The following is a 16,908-nucleotide window of genomic DNA, read 5'->3' as shown; positions in this document are numbered from 1 at the left end:
ATGAGGAGCCCTCAAAACATGTGTTGAAATCGGTGCTGAACGTGGGTCAGAGCCGCCCTGATCGTGGCCATCCCAGACCGGCGGCCAGGCCGTACGGTGTTAGGCGGTAAGGTGTTATTTGGTAAGCGTCCAAGAACGTCCCGGCGGGCCACACAATCCGCGACCGAAGCTTGGGCGTCACCGCGCAAGGTCAGTTGCGCCGTGACGCCACCCCCGGTGATGCCGATGACGCGGTGGGCAATGAGCCGGTTGTTGACGAGCGCCAGCACCACGTCCCCAACCGAGACAGGCGCATCCATGGCAAGCGGTTCCACTCGAATAACGTCCCCGTCGGCAATGGTGGGCGCCATGCTTTGACCCGTCGCGCGAAATCGCACGGCGTGCCCCTGACGCAGCAGGTCAACGACCAGTGGAGTCAGTTTGAGGTTTGTCTTCATGACCGCCTCCGCGCGTAGTCCACAGCCGCCGGTGTTGGGGTGAAGGTCAGCACTTCGCAGGGCAGCGCTGCCGCCAGCTCGCCGAGAAAGCCAACGGTGAAATCAATCGCCGCCGAGTCGTAAAACGGCGGAAAAGCGCGGGCGAAAAGCAGGGCTGCCGCCTGTCCAGGTGAGAGCCACTCGCTGCGCTCCTGAGGTCCATGACGCAGCACGAAAAGGCGCGTCAGCGGGGCTGCTACCGGCTCGGCGAACGCGGCCTCGCCGTGCCACGGGGTTCCAAACATGAGCCAGCGTCCGTCCAGGTGGCGAACGATCACTCGGTCGTCACTGAGCACCGTCGCCCCGGCACGAGACCACAGGTGCGCCATCGTTGTTTTGCCGTCGCCCGACTGCCCAACGAAGAGAAATCCGCGCCCGTCGGTGTCCACGACAGCGCAGGCATGGAGTTCGACGCCGCGCCCACGCGCCAACAGATTGGTTGTCAACAGTTCGTCGAGGGGGTACTCCAGCGGCGCGCTCATCGCTGCTACCACCGCCGGATCGCGCCGGTACCAAACCCGCCCGGTTTGGTAAGTGGCATCAAACCAGGCGACGCGATAGGGCTGCGGCCCAAACACCGGCGATGAGATGTCGTAGCGATAGCCGCCATCCGCGCGATACAAGTTCCACGTGCCGCCCGAAGCAAACACGCATGCCGCCGGGTCGGATGGCGCCACCGGCTCGGTCAACCAGCCGACTTGAACCAGGGCATCCGGTGTCCGTGTCGCATCGGGTGGGATGACGAAACGTGCCGCTGGGCCGCCGACTTCCAGCGGCACATCCGTCGCAGGCGACTCAACCATCAGGTAAAGCCCCCCGATGGAAAACAGCACTTGCCGCACCTAGCAAAACCCTAAGAAGCAATGCTGTTGCAACTCAGCGTGGCACAGGTCCCAGCCGCAGGTCCGGCCGTCGAGGCGGTTTTACAAGCGCCCAGCACGGCTTCCTCGGCCCGCAGTTCGACGCGGGTGATGGTCGGCTTCGTGTAGGGACGACGCCGTGCCTGATACTCTGGTTTGCTGCTGGTTGCGTTGGGTTGTTGATCGTGGTTTGTCATAGCCGTTATTCAAGGTGACGGATTCAAGATGACCAGCGTGCACGCGGGTATGTTGTGCGGGGATATAGGAACTCATTTGGCCGAAACCAGCGCTGCCGGCGACGGTTGAATCACTGGCAGGCTCCGGCGTGACGTGGCAGGTAGCGTGACACCGAGTTCGGCGGCGCGGGCGCGGAGCAACGCTACCGATGCCTGAATATCTTCGTAACGCGCACTGCCCGGACGATATTCACAAAGCGGATTGGGCTTGAGTGGGATGTCCAGCAGGTAGGCGCGCAAATGGTTCGCGCGGCAATGGAAGTCCACCGCGGATTCCTTGTCGCCGTTCTCCAGCTCGTTGACGGCGGCACAGCCCGAGCACATCGGGCGAATCTCGCAACCCGCGCACTTGGCAGGACGGGTTCGCTGTTGCAGGCGGACCTGGCGCAGAAAATGCTCCCACCCGTCGCGGAAGCTTCCTTGCCGCAAGTCGTAGGTATCCATCTGCGACAGGACGCAAATGGACATTTCACCGTAGGGATTGACCGCGAAGGAGCCGACCCCGCCGCCACAGTCATAGACGGTGTTGGTGACGTAGGGGGCCATGGCCGCCGTCTGGTAGCGGTTGTTGAGGTCCTGCCACGCCGGCAGTCGGCGGGGATCGCGCAGGTCAAGCTCAATCACTTCCTCCGGCGTCAGTCGCACCTCTAACGGCGCCTGCGAACAGTCAATGCGTGGATTGAGCATGCTGTCGAACTTGAACGGCACGCCCAAGCTCTCGGCAAAGTCGCGCATGGCAAAAATTTCGTCTTTGGTGATGGTTGTCCCGACGGTCTTGAGCTTGAGCGGCAGCTTGCGTTCTAAGAGCAACTGGATGCCCCGGTGACAGCGGTCGTAAGAACCTGGCACGCGGGTCATCCGTTCGTAGGTCGTGCGAGTGTGTCCGTAAAGCGTGATTTCGATGGCGAAGGGCTGCCATTCGGCCAAGTAGTCGGCAATCCGTGGCGTGATCAGCGTCCCGTTTGTAAACAGCGTGATGAGAAACCCACGCTGTTTGGCCTCGGTGTAAATTTCGAGAAAGTCCGCCCGCGCCAGGATTTCGCCGCCCGTAAACAGCACCCAGAGCGTGCCGGCCTCGGCAATCTCATCAAAAATCCGCCGATATTCATCCAGCGAAAGTTCACGCCGCCGCGCTGCGTGATCATGCATGGGCAGGTTGTTGTAGCAGTGCTGGCAGACCAGTGGGCAACGGCGGCTCACCTCAAACGTCGCCTCGAGCGGAACACGCTGTTCCAGGAGACGTTTGTGGAGCAAGCGACTGAGGTGCGCGTAAGCAACGCTTTCCATCAGCTTCCTCAACCTATTCCTCAACCTATGCAGCGTTACTTGCGGCGACTGTGAGCCGGACAAGCCCGGCCTGCTGAAGGTCACGCAGGAACAGGGTGACATCCTCAACGGCCTGTTGTGGCGCAACGTCAAAAGCTTGCATAAGGGCCGATCCCAGCGTGGTTGGGTTGCCACTTCGTTCGAGCTGTGACCACAGAAAAGCTGCCGTTTCGTTCAAAACGTAAATGGCGTCCAGGTCGGCTGCCTGGCCGCGGATAGGGATGAGTAGCGTTTCGCCGGCAACCCGACGCATCACACAAGGGAGTTGCTCGACGACCTGACCAAGTGGGATGGAGAGAGTCATAAGCTAGAATTCCAAGTTGCGATACTAGATTTTTCTCTTGCGCCAATGACTCTAGTATCGGAGTACTGCAAAATGGTTGCCAAAGTTTCTTTGCAAACGGTTGTTCAAACCGGAAGTCGTTTCGCCAAACGTTGGGGTTTCATTCTGGCTACTCGAAGCCATCCTAATCATTGCGTCGTTGGCCGCTTTCCGCTTGGCTTTCCGCCGTTGCTTGGTAAGAATGGGCGCTTGTTTCGGCGTGGCCGGTCGTAACCGGTCTGCGCCATCTTGGAAGCCCATTGGGTCATGATCCACCTACGATCATGCTCCACCTACTGGATGATGCTTTATATGTCGCCACGTCTATTCGCACACCTGCTCCTTACCCTGACCCTATGTCTCTTGCCACGCTTGCCTATGACCGTTCGCGCCCAGACAGTGATTGCGCCGCCATCCGCCCACCAGACGGCGGCGAAGCCAGCCGTGTTGAGCCTGGGCGCGTCTCGCTGGCGGGCCCTGAGCCTGGATGAGCGCGTCCGTTATCGCCAGGCCATCGAAAACGTCTATTGGAAACGGCGGCGCTGGGAGTCCACCACGCCTAAGCCAAGCTTTGAAAGCGTCTTTCCGCTGACCCGCCTGCGCGCGCTCGTCGTGGACGAACTGCGCCAACAGCACGCGCTCGATCTGCTGTGGCGACATGCGCCAACCGCAGCGGAACTCCAGGCCGAGGTGGCCCGGATGATTCGGCAATCCAGGCAACCGGAAGTACTACGGGAGCTTTTCGCGGCGCTGGACAACGACCCGATTGTGATTGCCGAATGTCTGGCGCGTCCCGCGCTGGTCAAGCAGCGGCTGCGGGCCGACTATGCCCGCGACCCGCGCTTCCATGCCCAAACCGAAGCCCTGGCGCGCCACGCGCTCGAAAGCACGGGCCGGCTCGAACAAATGCCCACTTTGGGAGCAACGTACACCGAAGTTGAGTTTGTTCGGGAGCGCGGGGCGGCTGTGCCCCCGGATGAACCTTCCAATCGCCTACGCATTTCTGACACGCATTGGAACACGGAAGTCGCCCAACTTCTGGAACGCTTTGATGCCAGCCTGACGAAGCTCGTGCCCGGCGCAACCACGGCGCTGTGTGAAGACGACGAGCGGTTTTTCATCCAACAACTACACTCGGTTGAAGACGGACGCCTGCGGCTAGGAACGGCCGAGTGGCGGAAGGTGGATGTTGACAGTTGGTGGTCGCAGGTCCAGATGAACTACAGCCCGGTTGTCCCGGTGGTGACCGGCGTGTTTCCGGCGCTTGCCCTAAAGACCCTAGAAAGTGGCGTTCCCGAAGCCATTGCGGGCAATGACAACCGCTGGGCGCAAGACCCCGTGGATGCCGTGCCGGCGCCCCGCTTCCGCCACACGGCCGTCTGGACCGGTGTCGAGATGATCATCTGGGGTGGTTTTCGCGGCACGTTCACGGGTGGAAGTCCGCTCAACACCGGCGGACGCTACAACCCCATCACGGATACCTGGACGCCGACGCGCATCGCCCCAAGCGCCGCCGGCGCGACGGATGGCGCGCCGGCCCCCCGCGTCAATCACACGGCGGTCTGGACGGGCAGCCGCATGATCGTTTGGGGTGGCGTCAGCGGGACGCCGGTCAACTCCGGCGCGCTCTATGATCCGGTCGAGGACAAGTGGGCGGAGACACGCACCAGCCCTAGTTCTTCCACGGCGAATGACGGTGCGCCGGTAGCACGCTTCAGCCACGTTGCGGTCTGGCTTTCGCAGGCAGGACGCATGGTCGTTTGGGGTGGCAACCTCAATTTCACAGGCAGCATTGCCATTCCGACCAACACCGGTGGCGTCTATAACCCTGAAACCAACGCCTGGAGCGCGACCGCAACGACCGGCGCGCCGCTGGCCCGCACTGACCACGTTGCTGTCTCGACCGGAACGGCGATGATTGTTTTCGGTGGCGTCAATGCCGATGGCGGGCGTCTCAACAGTGGCGGCATCTATACGCCCGGCAACAACACCTGGACGGCGACCAGCACCACCAACGCGCCCGGACTGTTCACGCCCAGCGCCGTGTGGAGCGGGACGGAACTCATCGTGTGGGGAAGCGTCGCCGGCGCGCCGGCGCCAATCGTGGCCGGCGCGCGCTACAACCCCGGCAACAACACCTGGACGGCCATTGCCACGGCTGGCGCGCCGTCGCCCCGCGTTGACCAGACGGCTGTCTGGACCGGGACGGAGATGATTGTCTGGGGCGGTTCGGCGCAGGGGACGCGCTTCAACGATGGTGGCCGCTACAACCCGGCGACCAATACCTGGACGCCGGTCACAACCATGGGCGCGCCGGTCGGACGGGAGAACCATACTGCCATCTGGACGGATGCCTACGCCGAACCGAACCAGGACGCGACGAAGTACATGATCGTCTGGGGTGGTCAGGGCGGTGATGCGACGGGCGGCCGCTACGACCCTGTGACCAATAGTTGGCTGCCAACAGCGACGACACCCGTGCCGGTGGCGCGGGAAGGTCACACCGTAGTGAATACCGGAACGGAAATGATCATCTGGGGTGGCTCGACGGCCGGGCTGCGGACGTTGACCGGCGGCCGCTACAACTTGGCGACTGCGCAGTGGACGCCGACTTCGACCCAGGGCGCGCCGGGAGCGGATGTCAATTTGCCTCCGGTCGGCCACACGGCCGTGTGGACCGGCAGTGAAATGATTATCTGGGGCGGACAGTCCACCACCGGCGGTCGCTACAACCCGCTCACCGATAGCTGGACACCAACTTCGCTCACGAGCGCGCCGTCAGCCCGCGAAGAGCACACCGCCGTCTGGACGGGCAGTGAAATGATTGTCTGGGGTGGGCGCTTCACCAATCCGGCGAACAACGAAACGAATTACCTGGACAACGGCGCTCGGTACAACCCGGCGACCGATACTTGGGCCGCGACGGCCACCGATGGTCGTCCGGGTCCGCGTTCGCGCCACACAGCCGTGTGGACAGGCACCGAGATGATCGTCTGGGGGGGCGTCACCTTTGCCGACAATCGCTTCTCCGAACTGCGCACCGGCGGTCGCTACAATCCCGTCACCAACGCTTGGACGCCGACCCGCACCGATCCAACCTCGTCCGGCGGCGCGGATGGCGCGCCCAGTGGGCGGTTTGATCATACGGCGGTCTGGACCGGCGACCGGATGATTGTCTGGGGCGGCGCGACGACGGCCGCGCAAGCGTTCAACTCCGGGGCGCTGTACAATCCGGCGACCGACACTTGGGCGGCGACGGCCGCCACCGGCGCGCCAACGTCCCGGTCCGGGCATACGGCCGTGTGGACTGGCCGTGAGATGATCGTGTGGGGTGACGCCGGCGCGACCGGCGCCCGCTACAACCCGGCGTTCAACTTCTGGCGGCCAGTGGAGACCGAAGGCGCGCCGGATTTGACGGCCAACCATACGGCGATCTGGGATGCGACGCGCCGCCAGATGGTCGTCTGGGGCGGACGTGGCAGCCAAGGGTTGTCGAAGGCGCTAGGCGCGTATGGCGCGCGGGGTGAGCAAGGCGACACCGCCGGCATTTTTCGCCAGGGCCGGTTTTTCCTGCGCAACTCGAACACATCCGGGGAGGCCGACCTGGCGTTTTCGTTTGGCGCGGAAGGTGACACCCCGCTGGCCGGAGACTGGGACGGCAATGGCGTCACCACCGTCGGTGTCTTTCGCCAGGGAACCTTCTTCCTGCGCAACAGCAATGACGCCGGCTTTGCCGATCTGGCGGTTGCCTATGGTGCGGTTGAAGACATTCCGCTCGTCGGTGACTGGGACGGCAACGGCACGACGACCATCGGCGTGTATCGTCCCTCCGAACAGACGTTCTTCCTGCGCAACAGCAACACGCCCGGCCTCCCTGACATCGTGGTTCCCTATGGGGACAGCGGTGACCGCCCGGTGGTCGGGGACTGGGATGGCAACGGGACAACGACCATTGGCGTGGTCAGGGGCAACCGGTTTCTGCTGCGGAATGACAATAGTGGCGGCTTTGCCGACCTGACGTTTGACTTTGGTAACCCGGATGACAAGCTCGTGGTGGGCGACTTTGACGGTGACGGCGTGGATACGGTTGGCGTCTATCGCGGTCAAACGTTTTTCCTGCGCAACACGAATCTGCCGGGCCCGGCCGACTTCCTGTTCGTTTATGGCGCCGACGGCGACCTGCCGCTGATGGGGAACTGGGACGGAATGTTGTGAGCCATCGGGTCGCGTTTGGCGTGGGAGGCGTCAGGGTTCAATGATGGCCGCAATGGGCACGCGCCGCCCGCGTCCAAACGCCTTTGGCGTGACCTTGATGCCCGGCGCGGCCTGCTGGCGCTTGTATTCGTTGCGGTTGATGAGCTTTGCCACCTGCTCGACGGTCGCGCGGTCGAAGCCTTCCGCGATGATTTCTTCGATGCTCTGGTACCGCTCGATATAACGCTCCAGGATGGCGTCGAGGACATCGTAGGGCGGGAGCGAATCCTGATCCTTCTGGTCGGGCCGCAGTTCGGCCGAGGGCGGTTTCGTGATGGTATGGGTTGGTATCACGGTTTGATGGCGATTGATGTAGGCCGCCAGGCGATACACATCGGTTTTGGGCACGTCGGAAATCACGGCCAACCCGCCGCACATGTCGCCGTACAGCGTGCAGTAGCCAACGGCCAACTCTGACTTGTTGCCGGTCGTCAGCACCAGCGCGCCCTGTTGGTTGGAAAATGCCATGAGCGTCACGCCGCGCAGTCGCGCCTGGAGGTTTTCCTCCGTGACGCCGTGCGGGGCAAAGCCAAACGCCGGTGTGAGCATCTGCGTCATGGCACCGACCGCCGGCTCGATGGGGACGACCTGGAACGCGATGCCCAAGTTGCGGGCCAGTTCGGCGGCATCGTCGAGACTGTGCTGGGACGAGTACTTCGAGGGCATGGCCACGCCGAGAACATGTTCGCGTCCGAGCGCGCGAACGGCAATGGCCGCCGTCACGGCCGAATCAATGCCCCCGCTCAGACCGATCACGGCCTGCTGAAAACCGCACTTGGCGAGGTAATCCTTGACGCCCAGCACCAGCGCGTCATGGATGTCGCTGATCTCATCCGCCGGCCTGGGGGTGATGGTCGCCGGCAGGTTCGCCAAGTCAATCACCCGGAGGTCTTCCTCAAAAGCTTTGGCTTCCAGCACCAGCTCACCCTGCGCGTCGAGAACCAGGCTGCGCCCGTCAAACACCAGGCTGTCATTGCCGCCAACTTGGTTGACCAGGATGACGGGCACTTGGAACGTCGCCGCGTGGTGCGCCAGCATGGCTTGCCGGAGCGGCCTTTTCCCGCGGTGAAAAGGCGAGGCGGACACATTGATGATGACCTGCGCACCCTGCTCGGCAAGCTCGCGGACTGGATCGATATCGTAGAGGTGCGTATCCCAGAACTCACGGCTGTTCCAGGCGTCCTCGCAAATGCAGACCCCAAGCCGGTGCCCGTGCCAGGCGATGACTTCACGGCGTTCGGACGGCTCGAAGTGGCGCGCTTCGTCAAACACGTCATAGGTCGGCAACAGGGTTTTGTAGCGGATGGCCTGCAACTCGCCGCCTTCGAGCAGGGCCACGGCGTTATAGAGCGGCTTACCAAAATCGTCAGGATTTTCCGCCACGAAGCCCACCAGCAACGCCGCGTCCACCGTGGCCGAGAACCGGACGAGATCATCCAGCGCGGCAAGGTTGCGAGCGATGAAGGCCGGGCGGTCGAGCAGGTCGAGCGGCGGATACCCTGGAATCGTAAGCTCGGGAAACACGACCAGTCGGGCCCCCTGAGCCGCCGCGCGCATGGCGTACTGTCGGATTTTGGCCGCATTGGAGACAAAGGCTCCAACCATCGTATTGATTTGGGCGAGCGCGATTTTCATTCGAGTCCTCTGGCTTGAACGGCATGAAAGGGAAAAGCCTCAATTGTACATGTCCGAAGTCGGTTGTCACGGACTTGATATTGTGGTGAGCGGCCGCGCGACCACAAGGAAACGGACACTACCCATGGCGGAAGCGCCCGGTCTGGGCGCTATCTGTCGTGTAGATGGTTAGAAATTGCTTGATTTTACGCAGTTTTCTGGCTACGCTCGGAGGAAATTCGCTCCAGAACAAGGGAAAATCACGTCATTCGCGCGTTTGCGCTCAGGAGGACCCACAACCATGGCTGCCAAGGCTGCAAAATCCACGTCACCGAGCACCACCACGAAATCGAAAGCGGCCGCGCCGACCAAGGCTGCGGCATCGGCCAAAGCGGCGACCCCGGCCAAGAAAGCGCCGGCCAAGAAAGCGCCGGCGAAAGCCATGACCAAAACCGAGATTATCAACCACTTTGCCGAAAAGTTTGCGCTGCCGAAAGCAACGGTGCGCGGCTTTTTTGATGAACAGGCTGAGTTGGCGGCGGCTCAGTCCAAGGTTGGGTTTACGATTCCAGGAATTGGCAAGTTGGTCGTTCGGGAGTATAAAGCCCGCGAGGGGCGCAACCCGCGCACGGGCGAAAAAATGAAAATCAAAGCCCGCAAGCGCCTCAAATTCGTTATCTCGGCAGCGGCCAAAAAGGCGGCCGGCTTCGATAAGTAGAGGCGGAAAACGGCATCGCTGGGCCCTTCCACAGGCGCGTGGCTATCGGCTCTTGGGGCCGGTAGCGACGCGCTTGCCGTCAGGTCGTCAACTGCTTCCGGCCATGTCGTGCCGGCGCAGGGTTGCTATTCCTGGGTTCATCATGCCGTTCGTGATCGCTCGACCAAGGCTGTTTGGTCATCCACTGCCATTTGTTTGGCGCCGACTCCGTTACGTCCTGCTTGGCGCGTGTGGGCTACTGGCGGGATTGACCGTGACCGCCTGGGCGCGGTCACATCCACCGCCAACGACGTTCGTTCGGCTTTCAACGGGACAGGGTCTCTCTCAGAGCACCGCGCAGTGCCTCACGCAAGATAATCAAGGCTTTCTGTGGATTGGCACGCAGGACGGCCTCAATCGCTACGATGGCTATACGTTTCAAACCTTTCGCGCTGACCCAACCCACTCCGCGAGTCTGAGCGACAACTACATCACGGCGTTATGCGCCACCCCCACCGGACTCTGGATTGGCACCCAGCACGGTCTCAATCGCTATGACCCGGTGCGCCAGGTCTTCACCCGCTTTTACGCCAGGGCGGAAGACCCCCAGAGCCTTGCGCACGACCGCATCACGGCGCTCGGCTGCGATGCGCGCGGCGGCTTATGGGTTGGGACGCCACATGGGTTGCATCGCTGGGAAGGGGAGCGCTTCACCCGCTTCCCCTACCAGGACGACTCCGGCCTGGCGGAAAGTCTCAATGTCATCCGCGCCATCGTCCCAGACGCCACGGGAACACTGTGGCTCGGCACGAATGGCGGCCTGTGCCGGTTCGACCCGTCCAGCGGGAAGTTCACCCCGGCGCTCGTCGGTCAACGAGTTCTCGCGCTTCAGTTTGACCGCCAGGGAAAACTCTGGCTCGTCGGGCAGGGACTGACCTGCTATGAGCCAGACCGGGGTCGGGTGACGCACTTTCGCCATGATCCTCGGCGGCCAGATAGCCTTGCCAGCGACCAAACGCGCGCCGTGGTCGAAGACGCCCGGGGCCGCCTGTGGGTTGGGACGTGGGGCAGCGGACTCAGCCGCCTAGAAACCGAAAACGATGGCGGGCGGTTCACGCACTTCCGCCACAACCCCCGGCAGCCAACGTCGCTTGGGCATGACTTCATTTGGCAACTCGTGCGTGACCAGGCCGGAACGGTTTGGATTGGGACTGACTTCGGCGGACTCAACCAAATGGTCGAGGGGCGTTTCGCCATTCATGACGCCAACCCGGACCGGGGTGACCGCCTCAGTGATGGGCTGGTCTGGTCACTCACGGAAGACCGGCGCGGCAACCTCTGGGTTGGAACCAACCAGGGCCTGAACTGCCTTGATCCCCAGGGGGGCATCCGTCACTACTTGGCTGACCACCGCCCCGGCCAACTCAACCACGGCATCGTGGGAGCGTTGCTCACAACGCGGGATGGCACGCTCTGGGCAGGCACCGAGCAGGGCGGACTCCATCGCCTTGACGCCACGGCCAACCGATTTACCTCCCTTCGCCACCAACCCGGTCGAGCCGATGGCTTGAGTGACGATTGGGTCCATGCGTTGTGCGAAACCCGCGCCGGTGAACTCTGGGTCGGGACGCAGCGCGGACTTGACCGGGTTGACCCACCAACCCAACGGGTGGTTGACCGGCGGCCGCGCCGTCCTGACGAACCGGGACGCGACGCCATTTGGGCCATTCAGGAAGATCCAACCGGCGCGCTCTGGCTGGGCACGGAGCGCGGTTTATTCCGATGGCAGCCCCAAACCCGGCAGGAAGACCACTATTGGCATGATCCATCCCGCCCCGATAGCTTGACCCACGATTGGGTTCTGGCACTGCATCTCGACCGGAAGGGAAGCTTGTGGGCCGGGACGCCAGGCGGACTCAATCGCTTCCAGCCCGACCATCGAACCTTTGTTCGCTACACGACGGCCCAGGGGCTGCCCAACAACGTCATCAATGTCATCCTGGAAGATGAGGCCGGCCATCTTTGGCTTGGCACAAACCACGGACTCTGCCGGTTTGACCCGGAAACGGAAACTTGCCGCACCTATGACCTCCGCGATGGGCTGCCCTCCAACGAAATCAGCACGGCTGCGGGATGGCGGAGCGCGGACGGTTGGCTACACATGGGCACCACCGCCGGTTTTTTCTCGTTTCACCCATCCCAGCTCGTGGACAACGCTTTCATCCCACCCGTTGCCATCACCAGTTTTCGGATTTTTGACCGTCCGGCGGCAGACTTCGATGCTGCGCGGGGGGTGACGTTGACCCACCGGGAGAACTTCTTTGCCTTCGAGTTTGCCGCGCTGAACTTCATCGCGCCTGAAAAGAACCAGTATGCCTATCGGCTGGAGGGCTTTGACCGAGACTGGGTGTTGTGCGGCACCCGGCGTTATGCCGGGTACACGAATCTGGATCCAGGGGACTATGTCTTTCAGGTGCGCGCCGCCAACAACGACGGTGTCTGGAATGACCAGGGCGTTCGTCTCCGCCTGCGCATTCTTCCGCCCTTTTGGCGCACCGGTTGGGCGTACGCGCTCTACACGGTTGCCAGCCTGGGGCTGGTGCTTGGGCTTTACCAGTTGCAGGTGCGCCGCTGGCGCTCCCAAGCTGCCTGGCGCGAAGCGCAGCTTCAGATGCAAGCCACGCAGGCTGCGCGGGATGCCGCGGACGCCCGCGCTCAGGCGGCTGAAGCCCAGGCCCAGGCCGCCGCAGTGCAGGCGCAAGCCGCGCAGCAACTCGCTGAGCGCAACCGTGAACTCGAAGCCCGCAATGCCGAGTTGATCGCTTCCCAGCGCCGCGCCGACCGCATGTTTTCCGCCCTGGCGGATGCCCTGCCTGGAACGACGCTCGACGACAAATACCGACTCGATGAAAAAATCGGCGCGGGTGGATTTGGCGCTGTCTTCAGGGGAACGCACCTTACCCTTGGCTATGCGGTTGCCGTCAAGGTTTTCAAGCCCATTGCCGGGAACGATAGTGCCGAGGCCCTGGAGCGCTTCCGCCGGGAAGGCGTCGCCATTTCGCGGCTTGATCACCCAAACATTGTGCGTGTCATGGATTCCGGGCTGTCACAGGATGGCATCGCCTATTTGGTCATGGAGCTACTGACCGGACATTCACTCAGGCACGAGCTGTGCGGACGTTTACCCCTGCGCCGGGTGGTCAGCCTGTTGATTCCCGTGTGCCGGGCGTTGGATGAGGCCCACCGGCAGGGCATCGTCCACCGCGACATCAAGCCGGACAATGTCTTTCTTCATCAGACGCCACGGGGCGAGATTGTCAAAGTCGTGGATTTCGGCATCGCCAAGCTGATCGGTGCCGGACGTGGGGAGGATGACCTCACTGCCACGGGGGCTGTGATCGGCACGCCAACCTATGTTGCCCCGGAGCGGGTTGCCGGCCAGCCCTACGACGGAAAATCCGACGTTTACAGTGTTGGCGTCATGGCCTATGAGATGCTGGCCGGGCATCTGCCGTTTCCGGCGACCGATGGCAACCCCTTTGCTGTGCTGTTGGCCCATCTCAATGTTACGCCCCCGCCACTCCGCCAGTTCGTGCCGGAGCTTCCGGCGGGCGTTGTTGAACTCGTCAACCAAGCCCTGTCGAAAGACCCGGCACTGCGTCCATCAGCCGCCGAGCTGGGGACACGATTGGTTGAGGTCATCCAGCACGTGAGCGGAAGCTTTACAGACGAGTCGACGAGTGACGATGTAACCCAGGCCATCGAGCGGCCGACCCTCCCCCTTGGTGCGGATACAGGCGACCACGGACTCAAAACGCATCGAAACCTTACCGTGTCGCCCAGCTTGCCGCCCGCCCGTGTGACCCATCAAGGCACTCCCCCCGAAGCTGCTCCGACCCTGATTGCTGATGAATCAAGCCTGCCCTGACGCTCCACGCCTTGTTTTGGCTTTGGTGGCTTGCGCCAGTGTGGGGCTGAGGTCGGGACTGAAAGTCAGGTTTGATCTGTCAGGAGGTGGTTGGTGGAAGCCTTCAACCGCCAAACCATCGCCAGTCCTGCGCGTGCGGTCGCCGCCAGACCCGGACCAAGCGCATCGTCCAAGCGCGAAGCGCCGTCCGGTTGGGCTACTGGCATTTCGTGCCTTGGCGGGTTCGGTGGTGAAGGCAAGCCACAGTGCGCAGTGCGGGTGGTTTCAACCATCCGCTGAACCATCCCTGCAACTTGCTTTTCTCGCTCCCTAGCGCGAGTCCATCAATCGCTCGACATGGAAGCGTTTGGCTTTGCCATGAGCTGTAAACTCCCATTCGAGCGAGCGGCCTTCCAGCCTGTAGTGCACGATGATTTCTTCTTCGTCGGCGTCGCGTTCGGTGGGAGGGCCAAGGTGTTCGGCAATGACGGCTTCATCCGTTTGGCCATCGAGCAAGAACCGCCGCCCATCAGCCAGGCAAAGGGTGACTTGGGCCGGCGTCACATTGCGGTCAAAGGTTTCAGGCTGGACGATAAACTCGAAGTATTCAATGTTGCCACCACCGCCCTCTACAACCAGTCCCAAGGTGGGATACTCAAAGCGTTCAATGTCGTAGGGGTGCGGATTGCTTGGTCGCCCCAGTAGGCTCAACACCTGATAGCTGTCCCCCAAAGCAATCAGGTCGTTGAGCCGCCCGTCAGGGATTCGCAACGTCAGCGGCAATGGGCGGGCCGCCGACCACATCGCCGTTGGGTCGGGGGGAGGCTTCGGTAGTGGTTCGCGCCCAAGCCAAGCAAGGAGCTTCTTCAGCATGGCTTCGTGTCAAGCGCGGCGCTGGAATTAGGCGGCGCGGTTTGCCTGCGCCTGGGCGGCCGTTTGGCGGACGGCGTCAAGGGCGCGTTCGCCAGTGGCGAGCAGGCTTTTGGCAATCTCGTTCGTCCATGTGCCACCCACGCGCACTTTCAGCCCCATGGTTGGAAGCTTCGTCAGGTAAACCGTGCGCCGCATGGCCGCGCCAAGGGTCCCGCCAATGCACATGCCAAAGGCATCCGCGCCGGCTTCCCCAATGCCGAGCGTCAGCATCTCCCCCAACCCGATGTAGATGTAGGGCAGCTTGGCCCATCCTTCGATGTCGGCGCGGATATTCCAAGCGGCAATTTCTGATTGCCGGACCGCGACCTGCGCCGTAGCTGGCAGTCCCTTGCCATCGTCGGTCGGGAAATGGGTGGCATCCCCCATGGCATAGACGCCGGGTTGCCCGGGCACTTCCAGACGTTGTGTGACACGCACTCGACCATGGGGGTCTTTCTCAATCGGCAGGTCCGCCAGCAGTGGATGCATTTCGATGCCGCCGGTCCAGGTGACAGTAGCCGCCGCCACTTGCTTGAGCGTCCCCTGTTTGTCGCAGCGAATTTCGACACCTTCGGGCGTCACCTTCGTCACGCCCCAGTCCAGCACCAAACTGACATTGCGCCGCTGCAAGGCATCCAGCGCAATTGGTTCGAGCCGGTGCGCCACCCCGCGCAAAATTCGCTCGTTGCGGTCAATGAGGTGGATTTCCATTTCCTTGCGCTCAAGCCCACGCGCCTGGGCCTGGGCATCGAGGTAATCGGCCAGCTTGCAGCTTACTTCCACACCGCAGGTTCCGGCGCCAACGACCAGAAAATTCAGTAGCGCCTTGCGGGCCTTGGCATCGCTGGTTTGCTTGGCGCGGTCGAGCACCCGATCAATATGCTTCTGGTACGCTTGGACATGGCCCAGGTCGTAAAATGGCTGTGAGTATTTATCCGCGCCGGGCACTTGGCGGAAATTAGGGCGACCACCCAGCGCCAGCGCCAGATAGTCATACCGATAGACACGCTCACCCACCTGCACCTGGCGCTTGGCAAGGTCTATTCGCTCGATGTTGCCCTGCACGAACGTCACCGCCCGATTGCCGAGAACGTCGCGGTACAGTGGCGCGATCTCCCAGACTTCGACTTCGCCGGTCAGGATTTCGTAGGCCATCGGCGTGAACAGGAACCGGTCATTGCGGTCCACCAGGGTAATGCGCACCGGGCGCGTCCACGGGTAGTTTGACAACTGGAAGGCCGTATTCAAACCGGCAAACCCGCCGCCTAAAACGAGAATGTCAATCGGTGATGAAGTCGTGTGCGGAGTAGTCATGGCGGTGAAAACATCCGTGTCGGAGAAGTCGGCTGGGAGGACGACCGTATCCTAGCTTACTCAGACATTGCTTGAGAATGCCAAAACTGGCCGCGCCGCAGGGTCGGCGCAAACCAAGCCTGGCGTGCGGCTGGCATCGCGGTCGCCACGCCCCCAGGCGCACCGTCTTTAATCGCTTGGTTTAGCCCCGGACGAATTCAGACTCGACAATGCGCGTGATCCGGCTCACGAGAACGGCATTATCAAGGGTTTGTTGTCCAGAAAAGTGAAAGAAGGTACGCGGTGCCCGCAGGATATGCTCCAACGCGGCGGACGCTTCCAACAATGTCTCGCCGCTGGCTGACTCAAGCTTGGCGGCAACTGAGCGCCCGTCTTCAAACCACACCTGTCCGACCGCGTTATCACTGAGGATGACGTTCAACAAACCGCTCAACTGATGGGAGCAAATCAAATCCAGCGCCTGTTCAAAAGAAACTTGGCCAAGGTGGTTAGGGTTGACATCGAGACTGTCGTTCACCAGGGGTTGCTGCTGGTTGGTCAGCAGCCGGTTGATTCGATAAACCAGTTCTTCAAGACTGAAGGGCTTGCCGAGAAAGTCGTCCGCGCCGACGGATAAGCCTTGCAGACGGTCTTCAATGCCCTGATAAGCGCTCAGGAAAAGAAACGGAATGCGCGCTGTTCGGGCGTCAAGGCGTAGTGTCCGGCACAACTCGATACCATCCATGCTGGGCATGGCAATGTCGCAGACGATACCGTCCACTTGGTCGGTGCCGAGCTGCTTGAGGGCGGCGCTCCCGTCTTCAGCCGTGGCAACGTGAAACCCTTGCGCCTGGAGCGCGAGGGCTACGGATTGGCGAATCAGTGGGTCGTCTTCAACAACGAGAAGTTTCTTCATAGCACAACGAACGAGGGTAGGTCAGAAACAGGGCATGGCCCAGAAGGCGTGAGCGACGGGGTAAAAGACAGGGGTAAAAGAGGGCACTATACTAG

The 16,908-nt window shown here is 62.1% G+C and carries 12 protein-coding genes; 3 read left to right on the top strand and 9 right to left on the bottom strand.

Going from position 1 to position 16,908, the window contains the following annotated elements:
- Positions 1-11: 11 nt before the first annotated feature.
- The 5 genes from J8C06_RS15090 to J8C06_RS15070 form a co-directional block, all read right to left on the bottom strand.
- Positions 12-437 (bottom strand): S24/S26 family peptidase, encoded by a 426-nt coding sequence (locus J8C06_RS15090; RefSeq protein ID WP_211430245.1) that lies wholly within the window; start codon positions 435-437, stop codon positions 12-14.
- On the bottom strand, positions 434-1,309 hold the full coding sequence (locus tag J8C06_RS15085) for a phosphoenolpyruvate carboxykinase (ATP) (protein WP_211430244.1): 876 nt from the start codon (positions 1,307-1,309) through the stop codon (positions 434-436). Before J8C06_RS15085 ends, J8C06_RS15090 begins: the two co-directional genes overlap by 4 nt.
- Positions 1,310-1,329: 20 nt before the next feature.
- Positions 1,330-1,533, bottom strand: coding sequence for a hypothetical protein (locus tag J8C06_RS15080; RefSeq protein WP_211430243.1), 204 nt, complete (start codon positions 1,531-1,533; stop codon positions 1,330-1,332).
- A gap of 72 nt (positions 1,534-1,605) precedes the next feature.
- A complete protein-coding gene (locus J8C06_RS15075) occupies positions 1,606-2,859 on the bottom strand; it encodes a radical SAM/SPASM domain-containing protein (protein WP_211430242.1) in 1,254 nt (417 codons plus the stop codon).
- Between the two features lie 25 nt (positions 2,860-2,884).
- Positions 2,885-3,202 (bottom strand): PqqD family protein, encoded by a 318-nt coding sequence (locus J8C06_RS15070; protein ID WP_211430241.1) that lies wholly within the window; start codon positions 3,200-3,202, stop codon positions 2,885-2,887.
- A 330-nt stretch (positions 3,203-3,532) separates the two neighbouring features.
- Here J8C06_RS15070 and J8C06_RS15065 point away from each other — a divergent pair, with 330 nt between their 5' ends.
- Positions 3,533-7,435 (top strand): Kelch repeat-containing protein, encoded by a 3,903-nt coding sequence (locus tag J8C06_RS15065; protein ID WP_211430240.1) that lies wholly within the window; start codon positions 3,533-3,535, stop codon positions 7,433-7,435.
- A 30-nt stretch (positions 7,436-7,465) separates the two neighbouring features.
- On the opposite strand, the gene J8C06_RS15060 is transcribed toward J8C06_RS15065, so the two are convergent.
- Entirely contained in the window at positions 7,466-9,109 is a 1,644-nt protein-coding gene (locus J8C06_RS15060) for an NAD+ synthase (RefSeq protein WP_211430239.1), read from the bottom strand.
- A 280-nt stretch (positions 9,110-9,389) separates the two neighbouring features.
- On the opposite strand from J8C06_RS15060, the gene J8C06_RS15055 reads away from it, so the two are divergent.
- Both J8C06_RS15055 and J8C06_RS15050 read left to right on the top strand, forming a co-directional pair.
- On the top strand, positions 9,390-9,806 hold the full coding sequence (locus tag J8C06_RS15055; protein WP_246602133.1) for an HU family DNA-binding protein: 417 nt from the start codon (positions 9,390-9,392) through the stop codon (positions 9,804-9,806).
- A 142-nt stretch (positions 9,807-9,948) separates the two neighbouring features.
- Positions 9,949-13,713 (top strand): two-component regulator propeller domain-containing protein, encoded by a 3,765-nt coding sequence (locus tag J8C06_RS15050; RefSeq protein ID WP_211430238.1) that lies wholly within the window; start codon positions 9,949-9,951, stop codon positions 13,711-13,713.
- Positions 13,714-14,022: 309 nt separating this feature from the next.
- Here J8C06_RS15050 and J8C06_RS15045 read toward each other — a convergent pair whose 3' ends face one another.
- The 3 genes from J8C06_RS15045 to J8C06_RS15035 all read right to left on the bottom strand — a co-directional run bounded on the left by J8C06_RS15045 (position 14,023) and on the right by J8C06_RS15035 (position 16,813).
- A complete protein-coding gene (locus tag J8C06_RS15045) occupies positions 14,023-14,565 on the bottom strand; it encodes a hypothetical protein (RefSeq protein WP_211430237.1) in 543 nt (180 codons plus the stop codon).
- Positions 14,566-14,592: 27 nt separating this feature from the next.
- Entirely contained in the window at positions 14,593-15,918 is a 1,326-nt protein-coding gene (locus J8C06_RS15040; RefSeq protein WP_211430236.1) for an NAD(P)/FAD-dependent oxidoreductase, read from the bottom strand.
- A gap of 181 nt (positions 15,919-16,099) precedes the next feature.
- Positions 16,100-16,813: a response regulator gene (locus J8C06_RS15035; protein ID WP_211430235.1), complete on the bottom strand. Its 714-nt coding sequence runs from the start codon at positions 16,811-16,813 to the stop codon at positions 16,100-16,102.
- Positions 16,814-16,908 lie beyond the last annotated feature (95 nt).

Origin of the sequence: Chloracidobacterium validum (genome assembly GCF_018304825.1) — a bacterium.
Classification (GTDB): domain Bacteria; phylum Acidobacteriota; class Blastocatellia; order Chloracidobacteriales; family Chloracidobacteriaceae; genus Chloracidobacterium; species Chloracidobacterium validum.
The sequence above is the reverse complement of the archived record's forward strand: the minus strand, read 5'-3'. Positions and strand labels throughout refer to the sequence as shown.

Bases quoted from the DNA above. Each gene is read 5' to 3' on its own strand.
- J8C06_RS15055 (WP_246602133.1), top strand. From the start codon at position 9,390: ATGGCTGCCAAGGCTGCAAAATCCACGTCACCGAGCACCACCACGAAA.
- J8C06_RS15090 (WP_211430245.1), bottom strand. From the start codon at position 437: ATGAAGACAAACCTCAAACTGACTCCACTGGTCGTTGACCTGCTGCGT.
- J8C06_RS15045 (WP_211430237.1), bottom strand. From the start codon at position 14,565: ATGCTGAAGAAGCTCCTTGCTTGGCTTGGGCGCGAACCACTACCGAAG.
- J8C06_RS15035 (WP_211430235.1), bottom strand. From the start codon at position 16,813: ATGAAGAAACTTCTCGTTGTTGAAGACGACCCACTGATTCGCCAATCC.
- J8C06_RS15065 (WP_211430240.1), top strand. From the start codon at position 3,533: ATGTCGCCACGTCTATTCGCACACCTGCTCCTTACCCTGACCCTATGT.
- J8C06_RS15070 (WP_211430241.1), bottom strand. From the start codon at position 3,202: ATGACTCTCTCCATCCCACTTGGTCAGGTCGTCGAGCAACTCCCTTGT.
- J8C06_RS15040 (WP_211430236.1), bottom strand. From the start codon at position 15,918: ATGACTACTCCGCACACGACTTCATCACCGATTGACATTCTCGTTTTA.
- J8C06_RS15050 (WP_211430238.1), top strand. From the start codon at position 9,949: ATGCCGTTCGTGATCGCTCGACCAAGGCTGTTTGGTCATCCACTGCCA.
- J8C06_RS15080 (WP_211430243.1), bottom strand. From the start codon at position 1,533: ATGACAAACCACGATCAACAACCCAACGCAACCAGCAGCAAACCAGAG.
- J8C06_RS15075 (WP_211430242.1), bottom strand. From the start codon at position 2,859: ATGGAAAGCGTTGCTTACGCGCACCTCAGTCGCTTGCTCCACAAACGT.
- J8C06_RS15060 (WP_211430239.1), bottom strand. From the start codon at position 9,109: ATGAAAATCGCGCTCGCCCAAATCAATACGATGGTTGGAGCCTTTGTC.